Origin of the sequence: Pontibacter sp. MBLB2868, from assembly GCF_051904785.1 — a bacterium.
Lineage (GTDB): Bacteria > Bacteroidota > Bacteroidia > Cytophagales > Hymenobacteraceae > Pontibacter.
The window spans coordinates 361,129-379,864 of record NZ_CP196710.1 but is presented as its reverse complement, the minus strand read 5'-3'; the positions used below and the strand labels follow the sequence as shown (position 1 = coordinate 379,864).

The following is an 18,736-nucleotide window of genomic DNA, read 5'->3' as shown; positions in this document are numbered from 1 at the left end:
GGTTTTGAATAGCTTTAATAGTATTACCCAAACCCCGCCTCCGGCAGTGTGTAAAATTTGTCCACATCTACATTTTCTGCATCTATATTACCTATTTTTGTAAACAGTAATTCCACATATTAATCAGGAAAGGGGGCCGGTAAAATGGTAAAAAATAACGTGCACAGAGGCGAAACAATCAGGGAAGCGATCAAGGCTAGTGGGGTAGCAATAGGGGTGGTTGCTGAAAAACTTGGTGTCAGCAGGAAAACGCTTTACAATAAGTTTAAAGAGAGCAGCATTCCATACAGCTTTATACTGCGCCTGGGAGAAGTTATTCACCACGATTTTTCACAGGAATTCCCGCATTTGAGTAAAAGTGTGAAAAAAGAATCCCCAATGCCACAGGCTCCTTCCAACACTAACCTGCTGCTGCCTTTTGATGGCGAACCGGAAGCAACTCCAAAGCCAGGTAACCTGAAGGAATGTGAAGCTGAGCTTGTTACCTTACAGCGTAAGTATATTGCCCTCCTCGAAAAATTTAACGAGTTGCTGCTAAAAACTTCTCTTAATTAGCGGAACACTTAAACCGTATGGTGAAGCGCTGATCTGGCAAACGGATCAGTGCTTTTTATTTGTACCTGCCCGGGTCATTGTCCAGCGTGTCCGGGTTGCCTGTCATAAAGGTGGCAACTGCCTTGCCTCCATCGTACAGGGTCAACACGTTTTTAGAGATCCGGTAACCGTCTACCCTGCTAAGTATATCCAACAGTTTGGTTTCTGTGTCCATGCCGGCACAGGCCATCCGGGTTGACCTTAGCTCCGACATGGTCAGGTTTTCGTCGCCTACTTTATACTTGCCGGAAAACTTGTTGCAACCTGTATAGCCAAACACATCGTTTTCCTTTTCCTCGAACCGGATATAGGCCATGCGGTTATCCTGGGATTTTGGCACGTCCTGCCCCTCCAGGGATATTAACATCCAATAGGCATCCAGTATGGTATTATCTTGTGTAATGATATCAGAGGTTTTCAAGGTGCATGCCTGCAGTACCCCTACAGCAAAAAACAGAATGGTTAGTTTAAGTATGTTGCTCATTTTTGTTTAGACTCGCTATGTTCGATGCACCAGACTTTATAATTATTGATGCCTTTTTCTTTACGGAGCCTGTGCCTGAAGGTATAGCTTTAAGTAGCCGGACAAACAAAAAGCCCGCAGTTTAAACTGCGGGCTTTTATCACTTTCTTAGCTTAAGACTTAAATGCCGAAGTTATCATAGCCGTAGCTGCTGATGCGGGAGTTAGCACTATAGTCAGGCCCTGAACGCGGGTGGCGTCTTTCACGACTACTGTTGCGGTCGCCGTCGCTTTCGTTGCGATGGTCGCTCACATAAGCACGGTTAGAGGCGTATAAGCCTGTGGCATAGTTGTCGTCCCTGTCGCGGTCCGAATTCCGGATTTCCCCTTTGTAGTGTGAAGAACTATCATCGAAATTTCCGCTATAGTAGCTTCTGGAGTAGTTACGGTTTCTGCCGTAGTCGTTATCTTCCCTGCTCCGGTTAAAATCGCCACGGTCGTAGTAACTATCTTCGGTACCCGCATTAAAGCTTCTGTTCCTGTCATCGGTTCTGTCTTCGTCGCGGCCAAAGTCACGATAGCGCCTGCCTTCTCCTTCGTAGCGATAGCTGTTGTCCTGGCGGTCATACCGGTCGTTATCCTGCCTGCCGTAGCCATACCCCGAATAGTTGCCTCTGCTTCTGCCAGCATCGCTTTCGCTACGCCAGCCGGTACCTCGGGTGCGCTCATATCCCTCGTTGCGGCTATTGCCCATGTATGGGTTTGGGTCACCGTAGTGGTAATGACTACTACTGCTGCCAGTGCTGTAGTCTCTGCTCTTGCTATCCTGCATGGGGCCGCCAGAAGATTTGTCAAACTCTGAAGGTCTTGTGTCTCTGCTTTTCACATTCCTGTATTCGTGGTCACTATCTGGCATCCCGTAATAATTGCCGCGGGCGCTGTACCGGTCACGGTAATTTTCGAAGTGCTCATTGTCACGGTCATAGTGTCGGTCATAATCCCTATCATAGCCCCTGCTATAGCGGCTGTCGCGGTCCTGTAACTTATTTATAAATTCTCTGTCGTACTTATGCTCGTTTCTTTCCATAGGTTTTGAATCTTTTAATGTTTAACGTCAATTGTACTTATAAACGGACGTAAACCGGCAACGTTGGAGCGGAAGTATAATTTTGTACCTGTTCCGTCTGATATCGCTACTTTCTTACCCAAGCCCTCAGCCACAATTCCCGTTTGTCGAGATGTTCGGTGAGTTCATCTATTTCATTAGATTTTATTGATTTGCTTTTATACTTTCAGGCTGATGAAAACCTATCCAAGCTATATGAAAAAACTGACTGCAGCGCTAGGCCTTGCAGCTTTGCTTGCATTTGCTCCGGACGCTGAGGCCGGCAAAAGCCCTTCCCTTACTTACCTTGTGAACCTGAACGAACGCGCAGATGACCAGTTCAGGGTATCATTAGAAGTAAAGGGACTCAAGCCAGAGAACAATGTATACCAGTTTGCGGCCACCGCTCCCGGTACATACCAAACAATGGACATCGGCCGCTTTGTAACCGATTTTAAAGCATTCGACAAAAAGGGACGTGCAATTGAGGTAAAGCAGATCAGCACAAACCAGTGGGAACTGAGCAGACCGGAGAAGGTTCGTACAATCACCTACCGGATCGCTGAAACCTGGGATACCAAAGTAAAAGGCAACCAGGTATACTGGATGTGCGGTACTTCTCTGGAACAGGACCACGCCCTTATCAACGGTCAAGGCGTATTCGGTTACCTTAAAGGGTTACAAGCACAGCCAATGCGCATCAAGTTACAGTATCCGCAGGAATGGCTGGTGGGCACTGCGCTTAAAGCTGATAAAGATGGCTATTATACTGCCACAAGCTACGACCAGGCAGTAGACTCTCCTATTCTGGCTGGTAAGCTTACCAAAGCAGAGACAACTTATAACGGCACCACCATAGATATTTATACTTACTCTAAAACAGGTAAGATAAAGTCTGAAGACCTGATGCAGAACATGACCTCCATGCTAGGGGCTGCCAATAAATTTGTGGTTGATTTCCCTGTGGACCGCTATACATTTCTATATCACTTTGAGGATATGGGATGGGGCGCCTGGGAACACTCCTATAGCTCTGAGTATGTATTGAAGGAGCAGGACCTGACACCGGCATATGCGAAGTATGTCACCGATATGGCCTCGCATGAATTCTTCCATATCATTACACCGCTCAATATTCACAGCGAAGTAATTGAGCAGTTTAACTTTGTAGAACCAACGCCTTCACAACACCTGTGGCTTTATGAAGGCACTACAGAGTGGGCCTCAGACATGATGCAGCTACGTGGCGGCATGCTTGATCTGCCGGCCTACTTCCAGGACCTAAGCGAGAAGTTGTCTTATGACGACAACATGGATAAGAACTACAGTATCCTGAAGCTTGCCATGACATCTTATACCCCGGAAGGCAACAGGCAGTACGGTAATATTTACAACAGAGGCGCAGTAACTGCTGCCCTTCTGGATATCCGTTTACTAGAGCTTTCTAACGGAAAAAGAGGCTTGCGTGAAGTGATCAATGAACTTTCGAAAGAGTACGGCCCTGCAAAGGCTTTCCCTGAAAAAGACTTCTTCGACATTTTTACTGCCAGGACATATCCTGAAATTGGCGATTTCTTCAACCGCTACATCAAGAATGCCGAGCCGCTTCCGCTATCAGAATATTATGCAAAACTTGGTATTGCTTATACACCCGCTGTTAATACCGGGTTAAAGGTAAAATCACTGGGTTATAATTTCGGGGCACCAGACGGCAAACTACGTGTGGCTAGTGTTAATCCGGAAGTTGCTGCTGCCGGTTTAAAGGATTTTGATGAAGTGCTGGCCCTGAACGGCACGGCTCTGACACTACAGAACGCCGGCCAGTTACTTAGCAAGCTGAACGACCTGAATGCTGGAGACACATACAAATTAACCATAAACCGTGATGGCCAGCAGCAGGAGCTCAACCTGAAAGTATTTGAAAAAGAAAAAATACAGAAGCATCTGTTTAAGCTCAACGAGCAGGCTACACCACAGCAGGTAGCACTCCGTAACAGCTGGATGCATAATATGTAAGTTTAGTTTGTTGTTTGTTTACTTTTCCTGATTGATTCCCTGCCCTTGTGGCAGGGTTTTCTTTTTTGTAGCCAAAGGTAACCTGTCTGGAAAATGTCGTACATAAGCATGATATGTACCTTTTGCTTATGAGACAATTACCGGTAGTTCTACTTCTTGTTCTTTTTATCCTTCCTAGTCAACCCTCCTTCTCTCAACTACCATCACCACAAAACGATGACCATGTGCGGATTGCCTTTGGCTCCTGCAACGACCAGAACAAACCACAGCCGCTCTGGGAAAGTATAGTAGCTACCAAACCTGACCTGTGGGTGTGGCTGGGAGATAACATTTACGCTAATACCAGCAATATGCTGGACATGTACACCGATTATCAGAAGCAGTTGAAGCAGGAAGGGTACCAGCAACTGCTCGTCACCACCCCTATTACCGGCATCTGGGATGACCATGACTATGCCTATGACAATGCCGGGGCTGACTATGAGAAAAAACAACAGAGTCAGCAATTGTTTCTTGATTTTATGGGTGTGCCGGGCAATGCGCCAGTCAGGAAACAGCCGGGAATTTACAGGAGTTACCTACTGGGAGATGGCAACAAAAAGATAAAACTGATCTTACTTGATGTGCGGTATTTCCGGGATAAGCTGCGTGATATTTACGGGCTCTATTTACCTAACCTAAACGGCGACATACTTGGCGATGCGCAATGGGAGTGGCTGGAGCAGGAGCTGACAAACAGCGATGCTGCGGTAAACATTATTGCCAGTGGTATACAAGTACTACCAACCGGAAAAGCCTACACCAACTGGTCAGAGTTTCCGGCTGCGCGCGGGAGGCTTTTGCGGCTGCTTCAGAAAACAAACCCCTCTGTTCCAATTATCTTATCCGGCGACAGGCATGTGGGTGAACTTTCTATGATCAAACTAAAGGGACTGGATGTTCCACTTTTTGAGATCACCTCCAGCGGCATGACCCACCATCGGGAGCCGCGTACTACCGGTAATCCTTTCCGTGTGGGCAAACAGGTCGGGGCACTCAACTTTGGTGTACTCGACATCGACTGGCAAAATAACAATACCAAAATTACTATCCAGATCAGAGGTGAAAACAACAAAGTTCTTCTCCAGAAGCAGGTGGTTTACCCAACGCTGCGGGAAAAGTAGAAGTATAGTTACAAGATAAAAAAAAAGGGCTGCCAAACCGGCAGCCCTTTTAAAGACAAGGATCTGTTCAAAAGTATTAGTTACCCGCAGACGTTGTAGTTACGTTCGCCGGGGTCTTCTGCTCTCTTTTATACTTGTTCTCGAACTTCTCATACAGGTACTTCTGCTTGTTGTTCAGGTCTATTTTACGGCCCTGTATAAAAGCCAGCGTTACGTTATTGGTGCGCATGTCCAGCAGGTCGCCAGACGACACTACTAACGTAGCATCTTTACCAACCTCTACAGAACCAGCCTGCTTATCGATACCAAGGATTTTAGCCGTATTTAAGGTCACAGCTGCTAAAGCCTGCTCTTTGTCCAGGCCGTAAGCAGCGGCTGTACCGGCAATAAATGGCAGGTTACGAATACCATGTATGCTCAGGTCATAATCAAGTGCAAAGGGCACTCCCGCCTTATACAGTAAGTATGGCGTTTTATAAGGCATATCCACATCTTCCTCTGCTCGTGATGGCAGAGCGTGCACGCCAGAGTAGATCACAGAAATGTTATTCGCTTTCAGGAAATCCGCTACGGCTACGGCATCGCGGGCACCTACTACTACCATGTTCTTGACACCGTACTGCTTCGCAAAATTAACAGCCTCTATGATCTCTTTACCATAATTTGCGTGGATGTACAGCTTCTTGGAACCATCGAAAAGGCCGGCAGTTGCCGCTAGCTTCAGGTTCTCGTTGTCGTGTTTGCCAGCCTTGTATACGGCAGCATCACGGAACAAAGCAGCAAGCTCGGTCAGGGTTTCTTCGCGCTGCGCTTTCATTCTTGCCAATCTGGCATCGCTTTCGGAATTACCCGTGGCTACCAGCATGTATGGCCAGTTCAGATGAACACCTTCATCTGCTTTTATGATAGCATCTTCCCAGTTCCAGGCATCCAGCTGCACAATAGACGACGTACCAGAAATAGTGCCTCCCACTGGCGTTACCTGCGTCATCAACACGCCGTTGGTACGAATTGTAGGGATAATATCTGAATCAGTATTGTAAGCGATCACAGAACGTACGTGCGGATTAATATCACCCACTTCTCGCCAGTCTATTGTCGCGCGAACACTTTCTACCTCGTTCAGACCCAGGTTGGAATTTGGGTGGATCAGGCCGGGATAGATATGCTGCCCTGTCACATCCACTACTTCGTAGCCACTTTGGTTAGCACCGCTTTGCGGACCGGCATAAGTTATTTTACCCTTATCAAACCCAACGGCCGCGTTCTCGATCACTGTGCCATTGCCAATATGCAGTGTAGCACCTTTTAGCAACACGGGCTTAGTTTGCTTAGGGGCCGGAGCAGGCACCTGCGCCATTACCGGAACTGCAAAAAGCAGGGCGGCGATGGCTGAAATATATCTTCTATGAATTTTCATTTTTCGAATCAGTTAAATTTAATCACCGATAAAGATGCGTGTCTTTTATCTCAAAGATTAATAAGCGAAATACTGCTCTTCCTGGTCATGCTCCACATCCTCGCAATGCACAACACTTGCCCTTTTGATAACAGGCGCTTGTGTTCTGGCACCGCTGGTCTTCGCATTTAGCATAGCCTGTACGAGGCGCATGCGCTCCTTCTCCAGTTCTACACGCATCTGCTCATCGCGATCAAGATCGTAGTAAGCAACACCGTCTACAAAGGTCTTCAACGGCTTGGCATAGATAGACAGTGGGTTCTCGTTCCACAAAACGACATCCGCATCCTTGCCGGCTTTTATACTTCCCATTCTATCATCCAGGTGCAGTAGCTTGGCAGGATTAAGTGTTACCATTTTGAGAGCATCTTCTTCGCTCATGCCAGTGTATTTCACACTTTTGGCAGCCTCCTGGTTCAGGCGGCGTGCCATCTCAGCATCGTCAGAATTGATAGCAGTTACCACGCCCATCTGGTTCATGATACCGGCATTCTGCGGGATAGCATCCTTTACTTCCATCTTATAAGCCCACCAGTCAGAGAACGTTGAACCTCCTATGCCGCGCTCTTTCATTTTGTCGGCTACCTTATAACCTTCCAGGATATGGGTAAACGTATTCACTCTAAAGCCCATCTCATCAGCAACTTTCATCAACATATTGATCTCCGACTGCACGTAAGAGTGGCAAGTGATAAAACGCTTATCATTCAGGATTTCTACCAGTGCATCCAGTTCCAGATCGCGGCGTGGAGCTGCCGTTTTTGCTTTCTCCCGCTTCGACAGACCGTTATAATTTTTCCAGGCCTGCTCATACTCCTTAGCTCTGGTAAAGGCATCTACATAAACCTGCTCCACGCCCATTCTTGACTGCGGGAAGCGGATGCTATGCTCACGGCTGCGGTTCGAGTGTTTCACATTTTCGCCGAGGGCAAACTTGATAAAGCCGTCTGCATTCTCTACCATCATCTCCTGTGGGCTCTTGCCCCAGCGTAGCTTCACGATAGCTGACTGACCACCTATTGGGTTAGCAGAACCGTGCAACAATTGTGAAGTAGTAACTCCACCAGCAAGCTGGCGGTAAATGTTAATATCATCAGAATTGACTACATCTGCCATGCGTACCTCTGCCGTCACAGACTGTGTACCTTCATTCACGTCATCCAGGGCGATGTGCGAGTGCTCGTCAATGATGCCTGGCGTAACATGTTTACCAGTGCCATCAACAACTTTTGCTCCATTCTCTGACAGATTCTTCCCAACTTTAGCTATTTTCCCATCTTTCAGCAGTACATCTGTATTTTCAAGTTTTCCGTCTTTCTCATTAGTCCAGACAGTGGCATTTTTGATCAGCACCGTTTCCTGCTTTGGCAACTCGGTCTGGCCAAATGCTCGGAAAGGATAGATCATATTTCCGATCTGTGGTACCTTAGCTACTTTAGTGCTGTCGGTTTTAGCTTTCTGGCTCATGGCCTCAGAAAATGTTGCCGTCCACTTTACCATAGAAGCATCTGGCAACTGCCCCTCACCCTGCAGGTTCTTATCCTGCAGCCAGCCGCTTAGCCTGATGTTCTCTTTGCTTTTCTTATCTTTTGCAAAAGAAAGTGTTACCAGGTTTCCGTTAAAAGATATTTTGCCTTTAACAGTGTCCTGCGCAATAACTTTTAGCTCTGGTTTGTCCGGTGTGCCGGCAATCAACAGTTTGCGATCCGGCTGCTGACCCAGTTTTAAAGTATATACACCTCTGTAGTCGGCAGGCATCTCCGATATTTTGTACTGATTGCCCTGCACCCAGTTCTCCAGGATTATATTATCGTCAGCAAACAGATTGTTGCTGGTGATGATAAAGTTTGCCAGCATTCCTTTGTTCAGGCTACCGATCTTACCCTCTGCATGCAACAGCTTTGCAGGAGTGGCAGTAAGGGCTTTCAGTGCTTCCTCTTCTGATAAACCATATTGAATGGCCTTCCGAAGGTTTGGAAGGAAGTCTTTTTTATCCTTTAAGTCAGATGCCGTAATCGCGATGGTTACACCAGCTTTCTGCAGCATAGCCGCGTTTGAAGGTGCCATTTCCCAATGCTTCATATCTTCCAGCGAAATACGGCGAGCGTCAAACGGGTCTTCCACATTATAGGCATCCGGGAAGTTAAGCGACAAGATGATCGGGGCATTGGTAGCTTTCACTTCCTTGATCATCTGGTACTCGTCTCCGGCACCTTTAATGATATATTGCTTGCCAAACTCGTCGCCGACTTTATCTGCACGAAGCAAGTCCAGCTTGCGCTCAGCTTCGAAGATCTGTGGGTACTTATTGGCGGTTGCAAAAGCTGTTAAAGATATATTCTGCTCCTTGGCCGGGTTCTGTGCGTTCCACTGGGCATCCAGGTACGTCTGGCGTAGCAAGGCAATAGCTCCCATCAATGAGTTCGGATAATCCTGGGGCGAAGAACCTCTGTCAAAAGACAGTGCACCGGCAGCCTTATCCAGTACCACCACTTCATTCTCCCGCTTGTCAGCTAGTGTTACCAAAGTGGCAGTGCCCCGCGCAATACCATCACGGTTAACAGCCAGCACCGAGCCAAAACCCAGCTTACGCAGTTCTTCCGCCTGTTTCTTGTCTACTTTAAAAATCTCTACAGCATTGGTCTCCGGCCGTATCGCCTGGTTCCAGCTATAAGCACCTTGCTTGTCAGTGTCAGGGTGCGGCGGCGAGCCATAGCCAATACGCTGGCTCTTTACCTCAGGCAGTCCATAACTTGTGAACATGTCTACCAGGCCCGGGTAAATATGCTTGCCTTTTGCATCGATGGCAACAGCACCTGCCGGCACTTTTATACCTGTGCCAACGGCCTCTACTTTCCCGTTACGGATCAGCAGTGTGGCGTTAGTGATGGTAGTTTTGTAGTCAGTGTGGATGGTAGCATTGGTGAGGGCAACCAGGCCGGAGCGCTCATCATATACCCCATTGCGCGGAAACGTCTCCTGCGCCATCACATGGCCTGCCCCAAAAGCAAGGCAAGCTGCAATGGTTAAGATTTTTTTCATCCGTTGTAGATAAGGTGGTTAAAAGTTTAGATTGAGTTGTATGTTAATCCAAATATAAAAGCTATACATGAAACTAGCTATGTTCTGATGGCTTAATTTATTGGCTCCCAGAGTATAGCGGTAATGTACAATACAGAATAGTGTTTATACATTAACTTTAGTTCCGGATTCACTTTAAAAATTTTGATCTGCTGAAGATAAAACTGTAGTTGACAAAGAAATTAAATCGTATATTTCACAGACCATATACACCATAACACATAGTTTATCAGGCACATACGGCATTAAAATTCATATAATTCCTGACCATGAAAAAAACTCTTCTTCTGATCTTACTGCCATTGGCGCTGTTTTTTTCTTTCTCGCAGGTAATGGCCCAGGAAACTGTGGATGCACCTGAAGAAGAAGTAAAGAGTTCCACTATAAAAGGCATCATTCCTATTCCGGTTTTATACTACACTCCAGACACGCGTCTGGGCTTTGGAGCAGCGGCCATTGGCTATATGCAACTTAAAAGCCATCACGACTCCACTTACACCCGGCTTTCCACCATGCGCCTGTTAGCCGACTATACTTTAAATAAGCAAACCGATCAGCAGTTGGAATGGGCCATTTTCACACGTGAAGAAAAATACCTGCTGCGTGGCGAGTTGCGCCACAGAGTTTATACAGATCGCTTTTACGGGATCGGCAACAACTCCCTGGAAGTGAATGATGAGAAGTATGAGTATGCGCTGGTAAATGCCAAATTAGGAGCCTTGAAAAAAGTAGGGACCCACACCTTTGCCGGAATAGACATCCAGGTTACCAATTACTATGATCTGAAGTTAAACAACGGGGAAGCTTCAGGCACAAGCATCCTGCTTTCTGAGCAGATACCAGGCTACAGCGGTGGCGTGAACAGCGGAACAGGTCTTGTTTTCCTGTACGACAGCCGCGACAATGTATCGTTTGCCAGCAGCGGCATGATCCTGGAAACATCAGCTTATAGATTTGGTGACATGTTTGGCGGTGACTTTGACTATAGCAACTTTAACATCAATTTCAGCAAGTACTTCGGACTAAGACCGAACCATGTGCTGGGCACAAATACCTTCATCACCCTCAACACAGGCACGACTCCCCTCTTCAGGTTAGCCCCGGCAGGTGGCGATAAGATACTGCGCGGCTATGCCCGTAACCGTTTCCTGGACAAGAACTTTGCAGGTACGCAGGTCGAATATCGCTTTCCGGTTTACAGGCGCTTCGGCATGACTGCTTTTGCAGGTTTGGGAGATGTGTTTGACAAGGCTTCGGATGTGGATTTTTCAACCCTGAAATATTCTATTGGCACTGGCCTCCGTTATGCACTCAACCAGGAGCAAAAATTAAACATCAGGGCTGACATCGGCTATGGACGAGAAGGCTCTAACTTTTACATCGTGATAGGAGAGGCATTTTAAGGAATTATAGTTAGTTAAAGGCAGTATTCGGGAAAGCCTGTTACCTTTGCTTTGCAACCAATTAAATGAGCTATGATTTCCGGGAAATACCAGGCCTCCCCTTTCCTTCAAAAGCTGGTATATACTTCTTTCATACTTATAATTCTTTCCACGGGCTTGTTAACCTCTCCCACGGCTTTACTGGCTGGGCTGGTGGTGGGTATATTTGTAGGCAATCCTTTTCCTGCTTTTTCTGCAAAGGCTTCAAAATATGTTTTGCAAGCGTCGGTTGTTGGTCTTGGTTTCGGAATAAACCTTTACCAGGTGGCTGAAACAGGCTTGTCTGGGTTAGTATTCACTTTTACTTCCTTAACCCTGACAATGCTTATCGGACTGGTACTTGGCAAAAAATTCGGTGTTACTCCTAAACTTACGCACCTGATCTCTTCTGGCACTGCCATCTGCGGGGGTAGCGCCATAGCTGCAGTGGCTCCCGCCATTAAGGCCTCCGCTCAGGAAATTTCCGTAGCACTAGGAGTCGTTTTTATCCTGAATGCTTTGGCGCTGTTCATTTTTCCGGTTATTGGGCATATCCTCCATTTATCGCAGTATCAGTTCGGAGTCTGGGCAGCTATTGCCATTCACGATACCAGTTCTGTTGTTGGTGCTGCCAGCAAGTATGGAGATGAGGCACTACAACTAGCTACTACGTTAAAGCTTACCCGGGCTTTGTGGATCGTTCCGATGGTGCTCCTCTCTTCCGCGTTGTTTAAAACGGGTGATGCAAAAGTCAAATTTCCTCCTTTTATACTTCTCTTTATTCTAGCCTCTGTTCTGATCACATTTGTACCATTTGTTGCTTCTGTTGCAGCACCTGTTTTGCTTGTTGCTAAAAAAGGATTACTCCTTTCTCTCTTCTTTATAGGAGCTAACTTAAGTCTAAGCACACTGCGCCAGATCAGCGCAAAGCCATTTTACCAGGGCCTTTTACTTTGGATACTTATCTCCTGTACCTCCCTGGCTTTAATTTATTATTGGGGCTAAAAAGCAAAGCCACTACCGGACACAATACTGCAGCGGAACCGCATACGGCTTTATTACCAACCCACTCCCTTTCTTTACCTGGTACAGCCCTGCCTTCAGCATAAGTTTTCGGGCATATTATACGCCATAATGCTCTCAAAATAAGCTTCTGCAATGGAACCAGTAAGTCTTTGATATTGTCATTTATTATATCACATGAAACAATGTTCATATATTAGTTTTACATAATATTTATATCTCATGAGTACCTTAAAAGTGCGGGTTGATCGGAAGAAGTTGGATAGGGCTGCTTATGTATTAAAATGTGTGGCGCACCCGGTCCGTATTAGTATCATAGACTTGCTTGAACAGCGTGAAAGGCTAACGGTTAGTGAGTTACAGGAAGTGCTCAAGATAGAGCAGTCGCTTTTATCGCATCATCTTACCAATATGCGGGACAAAGGGGTGGTAGACACCCAACGCGAAGGTAAAAAAGTGTACTATTTCCTGACAGACACCACCATCACCAACATCATAGATTGTATAAACGGCTGCAGAACTTTTTAAAAGTACTGGCTGCGTTTCGTTTATTCAAAAAACGAATTAGGTTTATGACATAAAGGCTTATTCTGCTAACTTAGCCACGTTCTAAATTTAAACTTCCGTATTATACCGTTAAACCAGAAACAATGAAAACTATCTTTTTAAGTTTGCTAGCTGTTATTTTGCTTAGTTGCGTAGGGCCGCAGCAAGGGCCTGTTGAGGTAAAAAAATTAACGGCTGAGCAGTATAAAAATCAGAAAATGACCAACAAGGCTGTACTCCTCGATGTGCGTACGCCTGAGGAATATGCCACAGGCCATTTAGATGGTGCCGCTAACGTTGATTACCGGGGTGGTGATTTTGCGCAGGAAATGCAGAACTGGGATAAAAACAAGGTTTATTACCTGTACTGTGCATCTGGCAACCGTAGCGGCAAGGCAGCTGAGTTGTTAAAAGAAGCCGGCTTTAAGCACATCTATAACATTGGAGGCTATAGCACACTAAAAGAGGCAGGCCTGCCAACTGAAGAATAAACATTGCATCTCCTGAGCTTCAACAGGATTTATTTTAAGTTGAAGTTCTGATTTAAATTTTGGACATGGCATGTAACGTGCACCTTTAATAGGCTGCCCCTTCCTGCCTGTCTGTTACTGCATACCAGCTCATTGATAGCTGCTTAGCACTATCTCTCTCACTTGCCTGTAAGCCTCGCTTACAGGGAAGTTGTCGTTTTGGCCCTCCTTCTTTTTTTGTTTTACTTCGCACCCTTACTTGCAATATCTCTATATTCTGATGTATATTGAAGCGGAATCGGAGAAGAAGAAGTATGCGCGTATTACACACCTCAGACTGGCACCTGGGCCAGCGCCTTGTTAACCTCGAGCGGACGGAAGAACACCAGCATTTCCTGGACTGGCTACTGCAAACCATTGAGCAGGAGCAGGTAGAAGTGCTGCTTATGTCAGGCGATGTATTTGATAATGGTGCGCCATCTAACACTGCATTAAAGCAATACTATAATTTCCTGCGCCGTGTTTGCGCTACTTGTTGCCGCCACATTATCATAACCGGGGGTAACCACGATTCTATATCCACGCTCAACGCCCCAAAAGAACTGCTGGAATACTTCAACATCCGCGTGGTCGGAGGCGCGTCACAGAATCCTTTAGATGAACTGATCGAACTTCATTGTGATAAGGGCGAGCTGAAAATGGTAGTATGTGCGGTGCCTTTTTTAAGGGACAGGGATGTGCGTTTGTCTGTTGCCGGTGAAACATTTGAAGAGCGTGAGCAGCGTATAAAAACGGGTATTGCCGCACACTACGAAGCCTTTGTCCCACATATCCAAAAGTATAAAAGCCAGCTGGTACCAGTGCTTGCCATGGGCCACCTGTTTGCTGCCGGAGGTGCTGCATCTGACAGTGAAAAAGAGATCCATGTCGGCAACCTCGGCCAGATCGGGGCAGACCAGTTTCCAGCAGACTTTGACTATGTAGCCCTGGGGCACCTGCACCGTCCGCAAATGGTGAACAACAGGCACCACATCCGGTACTCGGGTTCTCCTATTCCGCTTAGCTTTAGCGAAGTAACAGATAAGAAAGTCATATTTATACTTGATTTTGAAGATGGTAAGCTAGCTAATCTGCGTGAGCTGGAAATTCCATGCTGCCGGAAGCTGGTACGTTTTAAAGGACCTCTTGAGAAGGTAAAACAGCAAGTAGTCTTGTTTGACAACAGCGCTTATAGCCTGCCTGCCTGGGCTGAACTGCAATTAGAACTGGATGCCCCTCTCCCAGACCTGAACCAGCAACTGGAAGAAGTATTGAAGTTGAAAGAGGGCGAGCTACAGCTCCTCATCCACCGGCCTCCTATCATCAAAAGAGCCACACAAACTTTAGAGCAGCAGGTACAGGACGAAATAGACCTCCATACTTTAAACGAGAAGGATGTTTTTCTAAAACGTTGCCAAAGTTCATTCCCTGATTCTGACCACTCAGAACTGTTAGCGACATTTGCTGAACTGCTGGAACTGATGGGACAGGAAAAAGAAAGCTAGCAAACCTTTTCGCTCTAAATACCGGCAAGCATATTGTGTTACGAGCCTCTCATTAATTGAGAGCTACCCGAAACAGCCGACATTCTAAAGTTTATAAAACTACAGTACAGTTTAAGCAGCACTCATGAAAATACTCTCCGTACGTTTCCAGAACCTCAATTCTTTGAAAGGTGAGCATGAGATCCGGTTTGATCAAAGTCCTTTAGCCGAGGCAGGGCTATTTGCGATAACCGGCCCTACAGGGGCGGGTAAAACCACGATTCTGGATGCGATCACAGTGGGGTTATATGGCATGGCGCATCGCCACAACAACGATAAGCCCCTTGAGTTGATGACCCGGCATACGGCCGAGAGTTTTTCTGAAGTTGAGTTCGAAACAGACGGACTTCGTTACCGTTCTAAATGGCATTTGCGCAGGAGCCGTGGAAAAGTAGACGGTAACATTCAGCCGGTACACATGGAACTGTATAGCTTTAAGGAGAATTCCTTATTCGACCTGAAACCAAGCGAAGTGGCCGGCAAGGTGGCCGAGATATGTGGCCTCGATTACAGTCAGTTTTTGCGTTCGGTCATGCTATCGCAGGGCGATTTTGCCCGTTTCCTGAAAGCTACCCCAAACGAGCGCAGCACCCTGCTGGAGAAGATCACAGATACGGGAATCTATTCTGAAATATCGAAATACGCTTTTGAAAAAGCCCGGACGGAGCGTCAGAAGCGTGATGACCTGGAACGAAAGCTTCAGGACATAGAATTACTGCCCGACGAAATGCGGCAAGCTTATACTGAAAGTATAAATACGCTGACAAACCAGGAAACAAACCTTCAGGCAACACTGCATCAGCTGCAGGAGCAGGTACAGTGGCTGCAGCTGGTGGCACAGCTCCAAACGAAACAGCAGCAAAACCAGTCTGCCTTACAGGTGCAGGAGCAAAAACTGGCGCAGCTTCAGCCTGAGTTTCAAAAGCTGAAACATCATGAGCAGGCACACCAGTTTGTAGGTGAATTGGCTGAGATACGGAGCGCTAATAGCAAGCTTTCAGAAGTTAGAGCAGAGTTGCAGTTGCTGGATAAGCGCCTGCCTGAGCTGGAGGCAGAACTCGAGCTGACAGGTAAAACAGCTATTGAAGCAGATAAGGCAAAGGCACAACAGGAAGAGGCGCAGCAAAAGCTGGAGCCGCTACTTGAGCAGGTCACTAAACTGGACCATCAGCTAAGCACTATCCGTGACGCGTACGGTAAAAATAAACTGGCTTATGTTTCTTTTGAAGAGCAACTAAAACTTGTACAGGCACAGTGCCTGGCCAGGCAGCAGGAGCTAGAAAAGCTCACATCGGAAGCGACAAGTATAAAAAGCTGGCTAAAGCAAAATGAGAAGGCTGAGGACCTGCGTGAGCATCTGCCAGAGCTCCGCCAAACGCTAAAGGAGCTGCAGGAACTGGGAGTACGCATACAACGCAATCAGCAGGAGCAGCAAGAGCTTCAGAAGCAACTGAAAACAGCATCTGACCAGGCAGAAAGGCTGCATCAGGAGCAGGAAAGTCAGCGGCAAGGGCAAGTGCTGCTCGAAAAACAAAAGCAGGAAAAGCTGGCAGAGCTGCAGGCAGAACTTGCCGGGATGACCGTGGATGAGCTAATGGTAGCTGCCCAGGCACAACCTGCTTTACTGGCAAAGTATGAACGCCTGACCGATATTGCGCAACAGCATACGCTATTGCAGCAAAAAATGGATATGGCAGCGCAGCAGCTCAAGCAACAGGAGCAAGAAAGAACAGCCAAAACTACGCAGCTTGAAACTACACAGGTAAAGCTGAATGATGCAAAATCTCACCTGGAAGCGCTACAGAAAATAGTAGAGCTGCAGAAGCAGATACAGCAATATGATGAAGCACGTCTTTCTTTAACAGAAGAGGAACCGTGCCCGCTATGCGGATCAATCCACCATCCTTTTGTAAAAGACAAGTATACATTTGACCTTCCGGAAGAAGTACAGAAACGTGATGCGCAACGTAACCTGGTCAAAGAACTGGAAGCAGCCACCAATACCCTGCAATTGGAAATTGCGTCATTACAGCACCGGTTGCAGTTGGCTGGAGTAGTGAAGGCAGAAACGGAAACAGAGCGCCAGCGCCTGCTCCGCAGCTTTACGGAAGTGGCAGAAGGGGTTCCGGAACAGGTGAGCATTACAGATACCACACATTTGTCTTTGCTCCTGCAAACACAACAAGCCACTGCAGATACGCTTCAAAAGCGATCTGCCCAGGCGCGGGCCATAAACCGGGACCTTGAAAGTATAAACCAGCAGCTGCAGCAGAACAGGGAAGCACAGGTACTTTGCAGTTCGAAGCAGCAACAACTGCAGGCAACCAGTAAGCACCTGCAGGACCAATTACAAAAACTGCAGGCGATACATGCCGATGACCAGGAGCAGCAACAGGTACATACACAGATGGCTGAATCGTTCGCTATAGCCTATGGTTGTACTTATTCCCCGGACAAACGCCACGAACTACTGCTGAACCTGGAGAAAAAAGCTGCTGACTTTGCACAAAAGCAACAGGCACTGGAGCGCATGCGTGAAGCATACATTGAGGTGAAGGAGCAGGTAAAAAACCTACAAGCAACTGTACAGGAAAGAGATAAAGAGCTGCAACAGCGCCAGGAAGACTTAAAGCAGGAGCACCTGGAGCTTGCAAAGCTAAAACAAGTGCGCTCGGGCCTGTTCGGGGAGAAAGACCCACAAAAAGAACGACAGCAGGCACAACAGGAACTTCGTCGGCTCACATCCCTGGCCGAAGAGGCGCGTGCACGTCACCAGAAAAAGCAACTTGAGTTAAAAGAAGCACGATCTCGGCAGTCAGAATGCCAGACAAAGCACCAGCAAAACAAATCAGTGCTGGATGAATTACAGCGTGGGCTGCTGCGGGTATTGCAACAAAAAGGCATAGAAACCATCGAGGCACTTAGCCAGATGCTCCTTGAGCGGGATGAGGCAGACCGGCTTGCCAACCTGAAAGCCCAGGTAGAAAAGCAACTGACAGAACTTCGAAAATCACTGAGTGATGTGCAGCAGGAGTTACAGCTTGTACAGGAGAAAAAACTCACCAACGAAAGTATGGAAAAGCTGCAGCAGCTCCTGCTGGAGAACGGAAGTGAGCACCGGGAAATAATTGCACAGCGGGCCCGCCTGCAACAGCTGCTGGAACAAGATGCAACGCAGCGCGAGAAGAACAGAGACCTGGCAAATCAGATCAAAACCCAGCTGCAGGTATACCACCGCTGGTCTCAGTTGTCGGACCTGATTGGTTCTGCGGAAGGAACAAAATTCAGCCGCTTTGCCCAGGGATTAACGCTGGCAAGGCTGGTAGAACTGGCAAACCACCACCTGCAGAAACTGAATGACCGTTATCGAATTGTCAAAAGCACTACTGAAGACCTGGAACTGCTGATAATAGACACGTATCAGGCAGAAGCAGTACGCCCGATGAACACCCTTTCCGGTGGAGAGAGCTTTCTTGTAAGTCTTGCCCTGGCTCTTGGCCTATCAGACCTGGCCGGCCGCAGAACACAGATCAACTCTTTATTTATAGATGAGGGGTTTGGGACACTTGACGGTGAAACGCTGGATGCGGCGATCTCGACCTTGGAAAACCTGCAGGCAAGCGGTAAAATGATTGGTATTATCTCACACGTCGAAGCCTTAAAGGAGCGTATCCATACGCAGGTAAAATTGCACCGTAAGGCTGGTGGAGTTAGCACAGTAGAAGTAGCAGGCTGGTAACATATAATTGCATCCGTGCTGGCATTACCACAATCTATTCTTACATGTTTTTAAATTTTGATGTATAAAGTGCG

General features: G+C 47.1%; 13 protein-coding genes. 9 read left to right on the top strand and 4 right to left on the bottom strand.

What is annotated here, in order from left to right:
- Positions 1 to 144 precede the first annotated feature (144 nt).
- A complete protein-coding gene (locus ACSX1A_RS01630) occupies positions 145 to 555 on the top strand; it encodes a hypothetical protein (RefSeq protein WP_439881863.1) in 411 nt (136 codons plus the stop codon).
- 55 nt (positions 556 to 610) lie between these two features.
- On the opposite strand, the gene ACSX1A_RS01625 is transcribed toward ACSX1A_RS01630, so the two are convergent.
- Both ACSX1A_RS01625 and ACSX1A_RS01620 read right to left on the bottom strand, forming a co-directional pair.
- On the bottom strand, positions 611 to 1,078 hold the full coding sequence (locus tag ACSX1A_RS01625; protein ID WP_439881862.1) for an META domain-containing protein: 468 nt from the start codon (positions 1,076 to 1,078) through the stop codon (positions 611 to 613).
- Positions 1,079 to 1,237: 159 nt separating this feature from the next.
- Complete coding sequence (locus ACSX1A_RS01620; protein WP_439881861.1) at positions 1,238 to 2,143, bottom strand: hypothetical protein; 906 nt, start codon at positions 2,141 to 2,143, stop codon at positions 1,238 to 1,240.
- Between the two features lie 234 nt (positions 2,144 to 2,377).
- On the opposite strand from ACSX1A_RS01620, the gene ACSX1A_RS01615 reads away from it, so the two are divergent.
- Together ACSX1A_RS01615 and ACSX1A_RS01610 are read left to right on the top strand one after the other, a co-directional pair.
- Positions 2,378 to 4,177: a M61 family metallopeptidase gene (locus ACSX1A_RS01615; RefSeq protein ID WP_439881860.1), complete on the top strand. Its 1,800-nt coding sequence runs from the start codon at positions 2,378 to 2,380 to the stop codon at positions 4,175 to 4,177.
- Between the two features lie 128 nt (positions 4,178 to 4,305).
- Entirely contained in the window at positions 4,306 to 5,340 is a 1,035-nt protein-coding gene (locus tag ACSX1A_RS01610; protein ID WP_439881859.1) for an alkaline phosphatase D family protein, read from the top strand.
- Positions 5,341 to 5,416: 76 nt separating this feature from the next.
- Here ACSX1A_RS01610 and ACSX1A_RS01605 read toward each other — a convergent pair whose 3' ends face one another.
- On the bottom strand, positions 5,417 to 6,760 hold the full coding sequence (locus tag ACSX1A_RS01605; RefSeq protein ID WP_439881858.1) for an amidohydrolase family protein: 1,344 nt from the start codon (positions 6,758 to 6,760) through the stop codon (positions 5,417 to 5,419).
- A gap of 57 nt (positions 6,761 to 6,817) precedes the next feature.
- On the bottom strand, positions 6,818 to 9,841 hold the full coding sequence (locus tag ACSX1A_RS01600; RefSeq protein ID WP_439881857.1) for an amidohydrolase family protein: 3,024 nt from the start codon (positions 9,839 to 9,841) through the stop codon (positions 6,818 to 6,820).
- A gap of 308 nt (positions 9,842 to 10,149) precedes the next feature.
- On the opposite strand from ACSX1A_RS01600, the gene ACSX1A_RS01595 reads away from it, so the two are divergent.
- The 6 genes from ACSX1A_RS01595 (at position 10,150) to ACSX1A_RS01570 (ending at position 18,662) form a co-directional block, all read left to right on the top strand.
- Positions 10,150 to 11,283 (top strand): BamA/TamA family outer membrane protein, encoded by a 1,134-nt coding sequence (locus ACSX1A_RS01595; protein WP_439881856.1) that lies wholly within the window; start codon positions 10,150 to 10,152, stop codon positions 11,281 to 11,283.
- 72 nt (positions 11,284 to 11,355) lie between these two features.
- Complete coding sequence (locus ACSX1A_RS01590; RefSeq protein WP_439881855.1) at positions 11,356 to 12,306, top strand: YeiH family protein; 951 nt, start codon at positions 11,356 to 11,358, stop codon at positions 12,304 to 12,306.
- 240 nt (positions 12,307 to 12,546) lie between these two features.
- Positions 12,547 to 12,852, top strand: coding sequence for an ArsR/SmtB family transcription factor (locus ACSX1A_RS01585; protein ID WP_439881854.1), 306 nt, complete (start codon positions 12,547 to 12,549; stop codon positions 12,850 to 12,852).
- A 122-nt stretch (positions 12,853 to 12,974) separates the two neighbouring features.
- A complete protein-coding gene (locus tag ACSX1A_RS01580; protein ID WP_439881853.1) occupies positions 12,975 to 13,361 on the top strand; it encodes a rhodanese-like domain-containing protein in 387 nt (128 codons plus the stop codon).
- Between the two features lie 293 nt (positions 13,362 to 13,654).
- The gene (locus ACSX1A_RS01575; protein WP_439881852.1) at positions 13,655 to 14,884 is read left to right on the top strand and encodes an exonuclease SbcCD subunit D C-terminal domain-containing protein; all 1,230 of its coding nucleotides are present in this window, start codon (positions 13,655 to 13,657) and stop codon (positions 14,882 to 14,884) included.
- 124 nt (positions 14,885 to 15,008) lie between these two features.
- Positions 15,009 to 18,662, top strand: a complete 3,654-nt coding sequence (locus ACSX1A_RS01570; protein WP_439881851.1) for an AAA family ATPase — start codon at positions 15,009 to 15,011, stop codon at positions 18,660 to 18,662.
- Positions 18,663 to 18,736 lie beyond the last annotated feature (74 nt).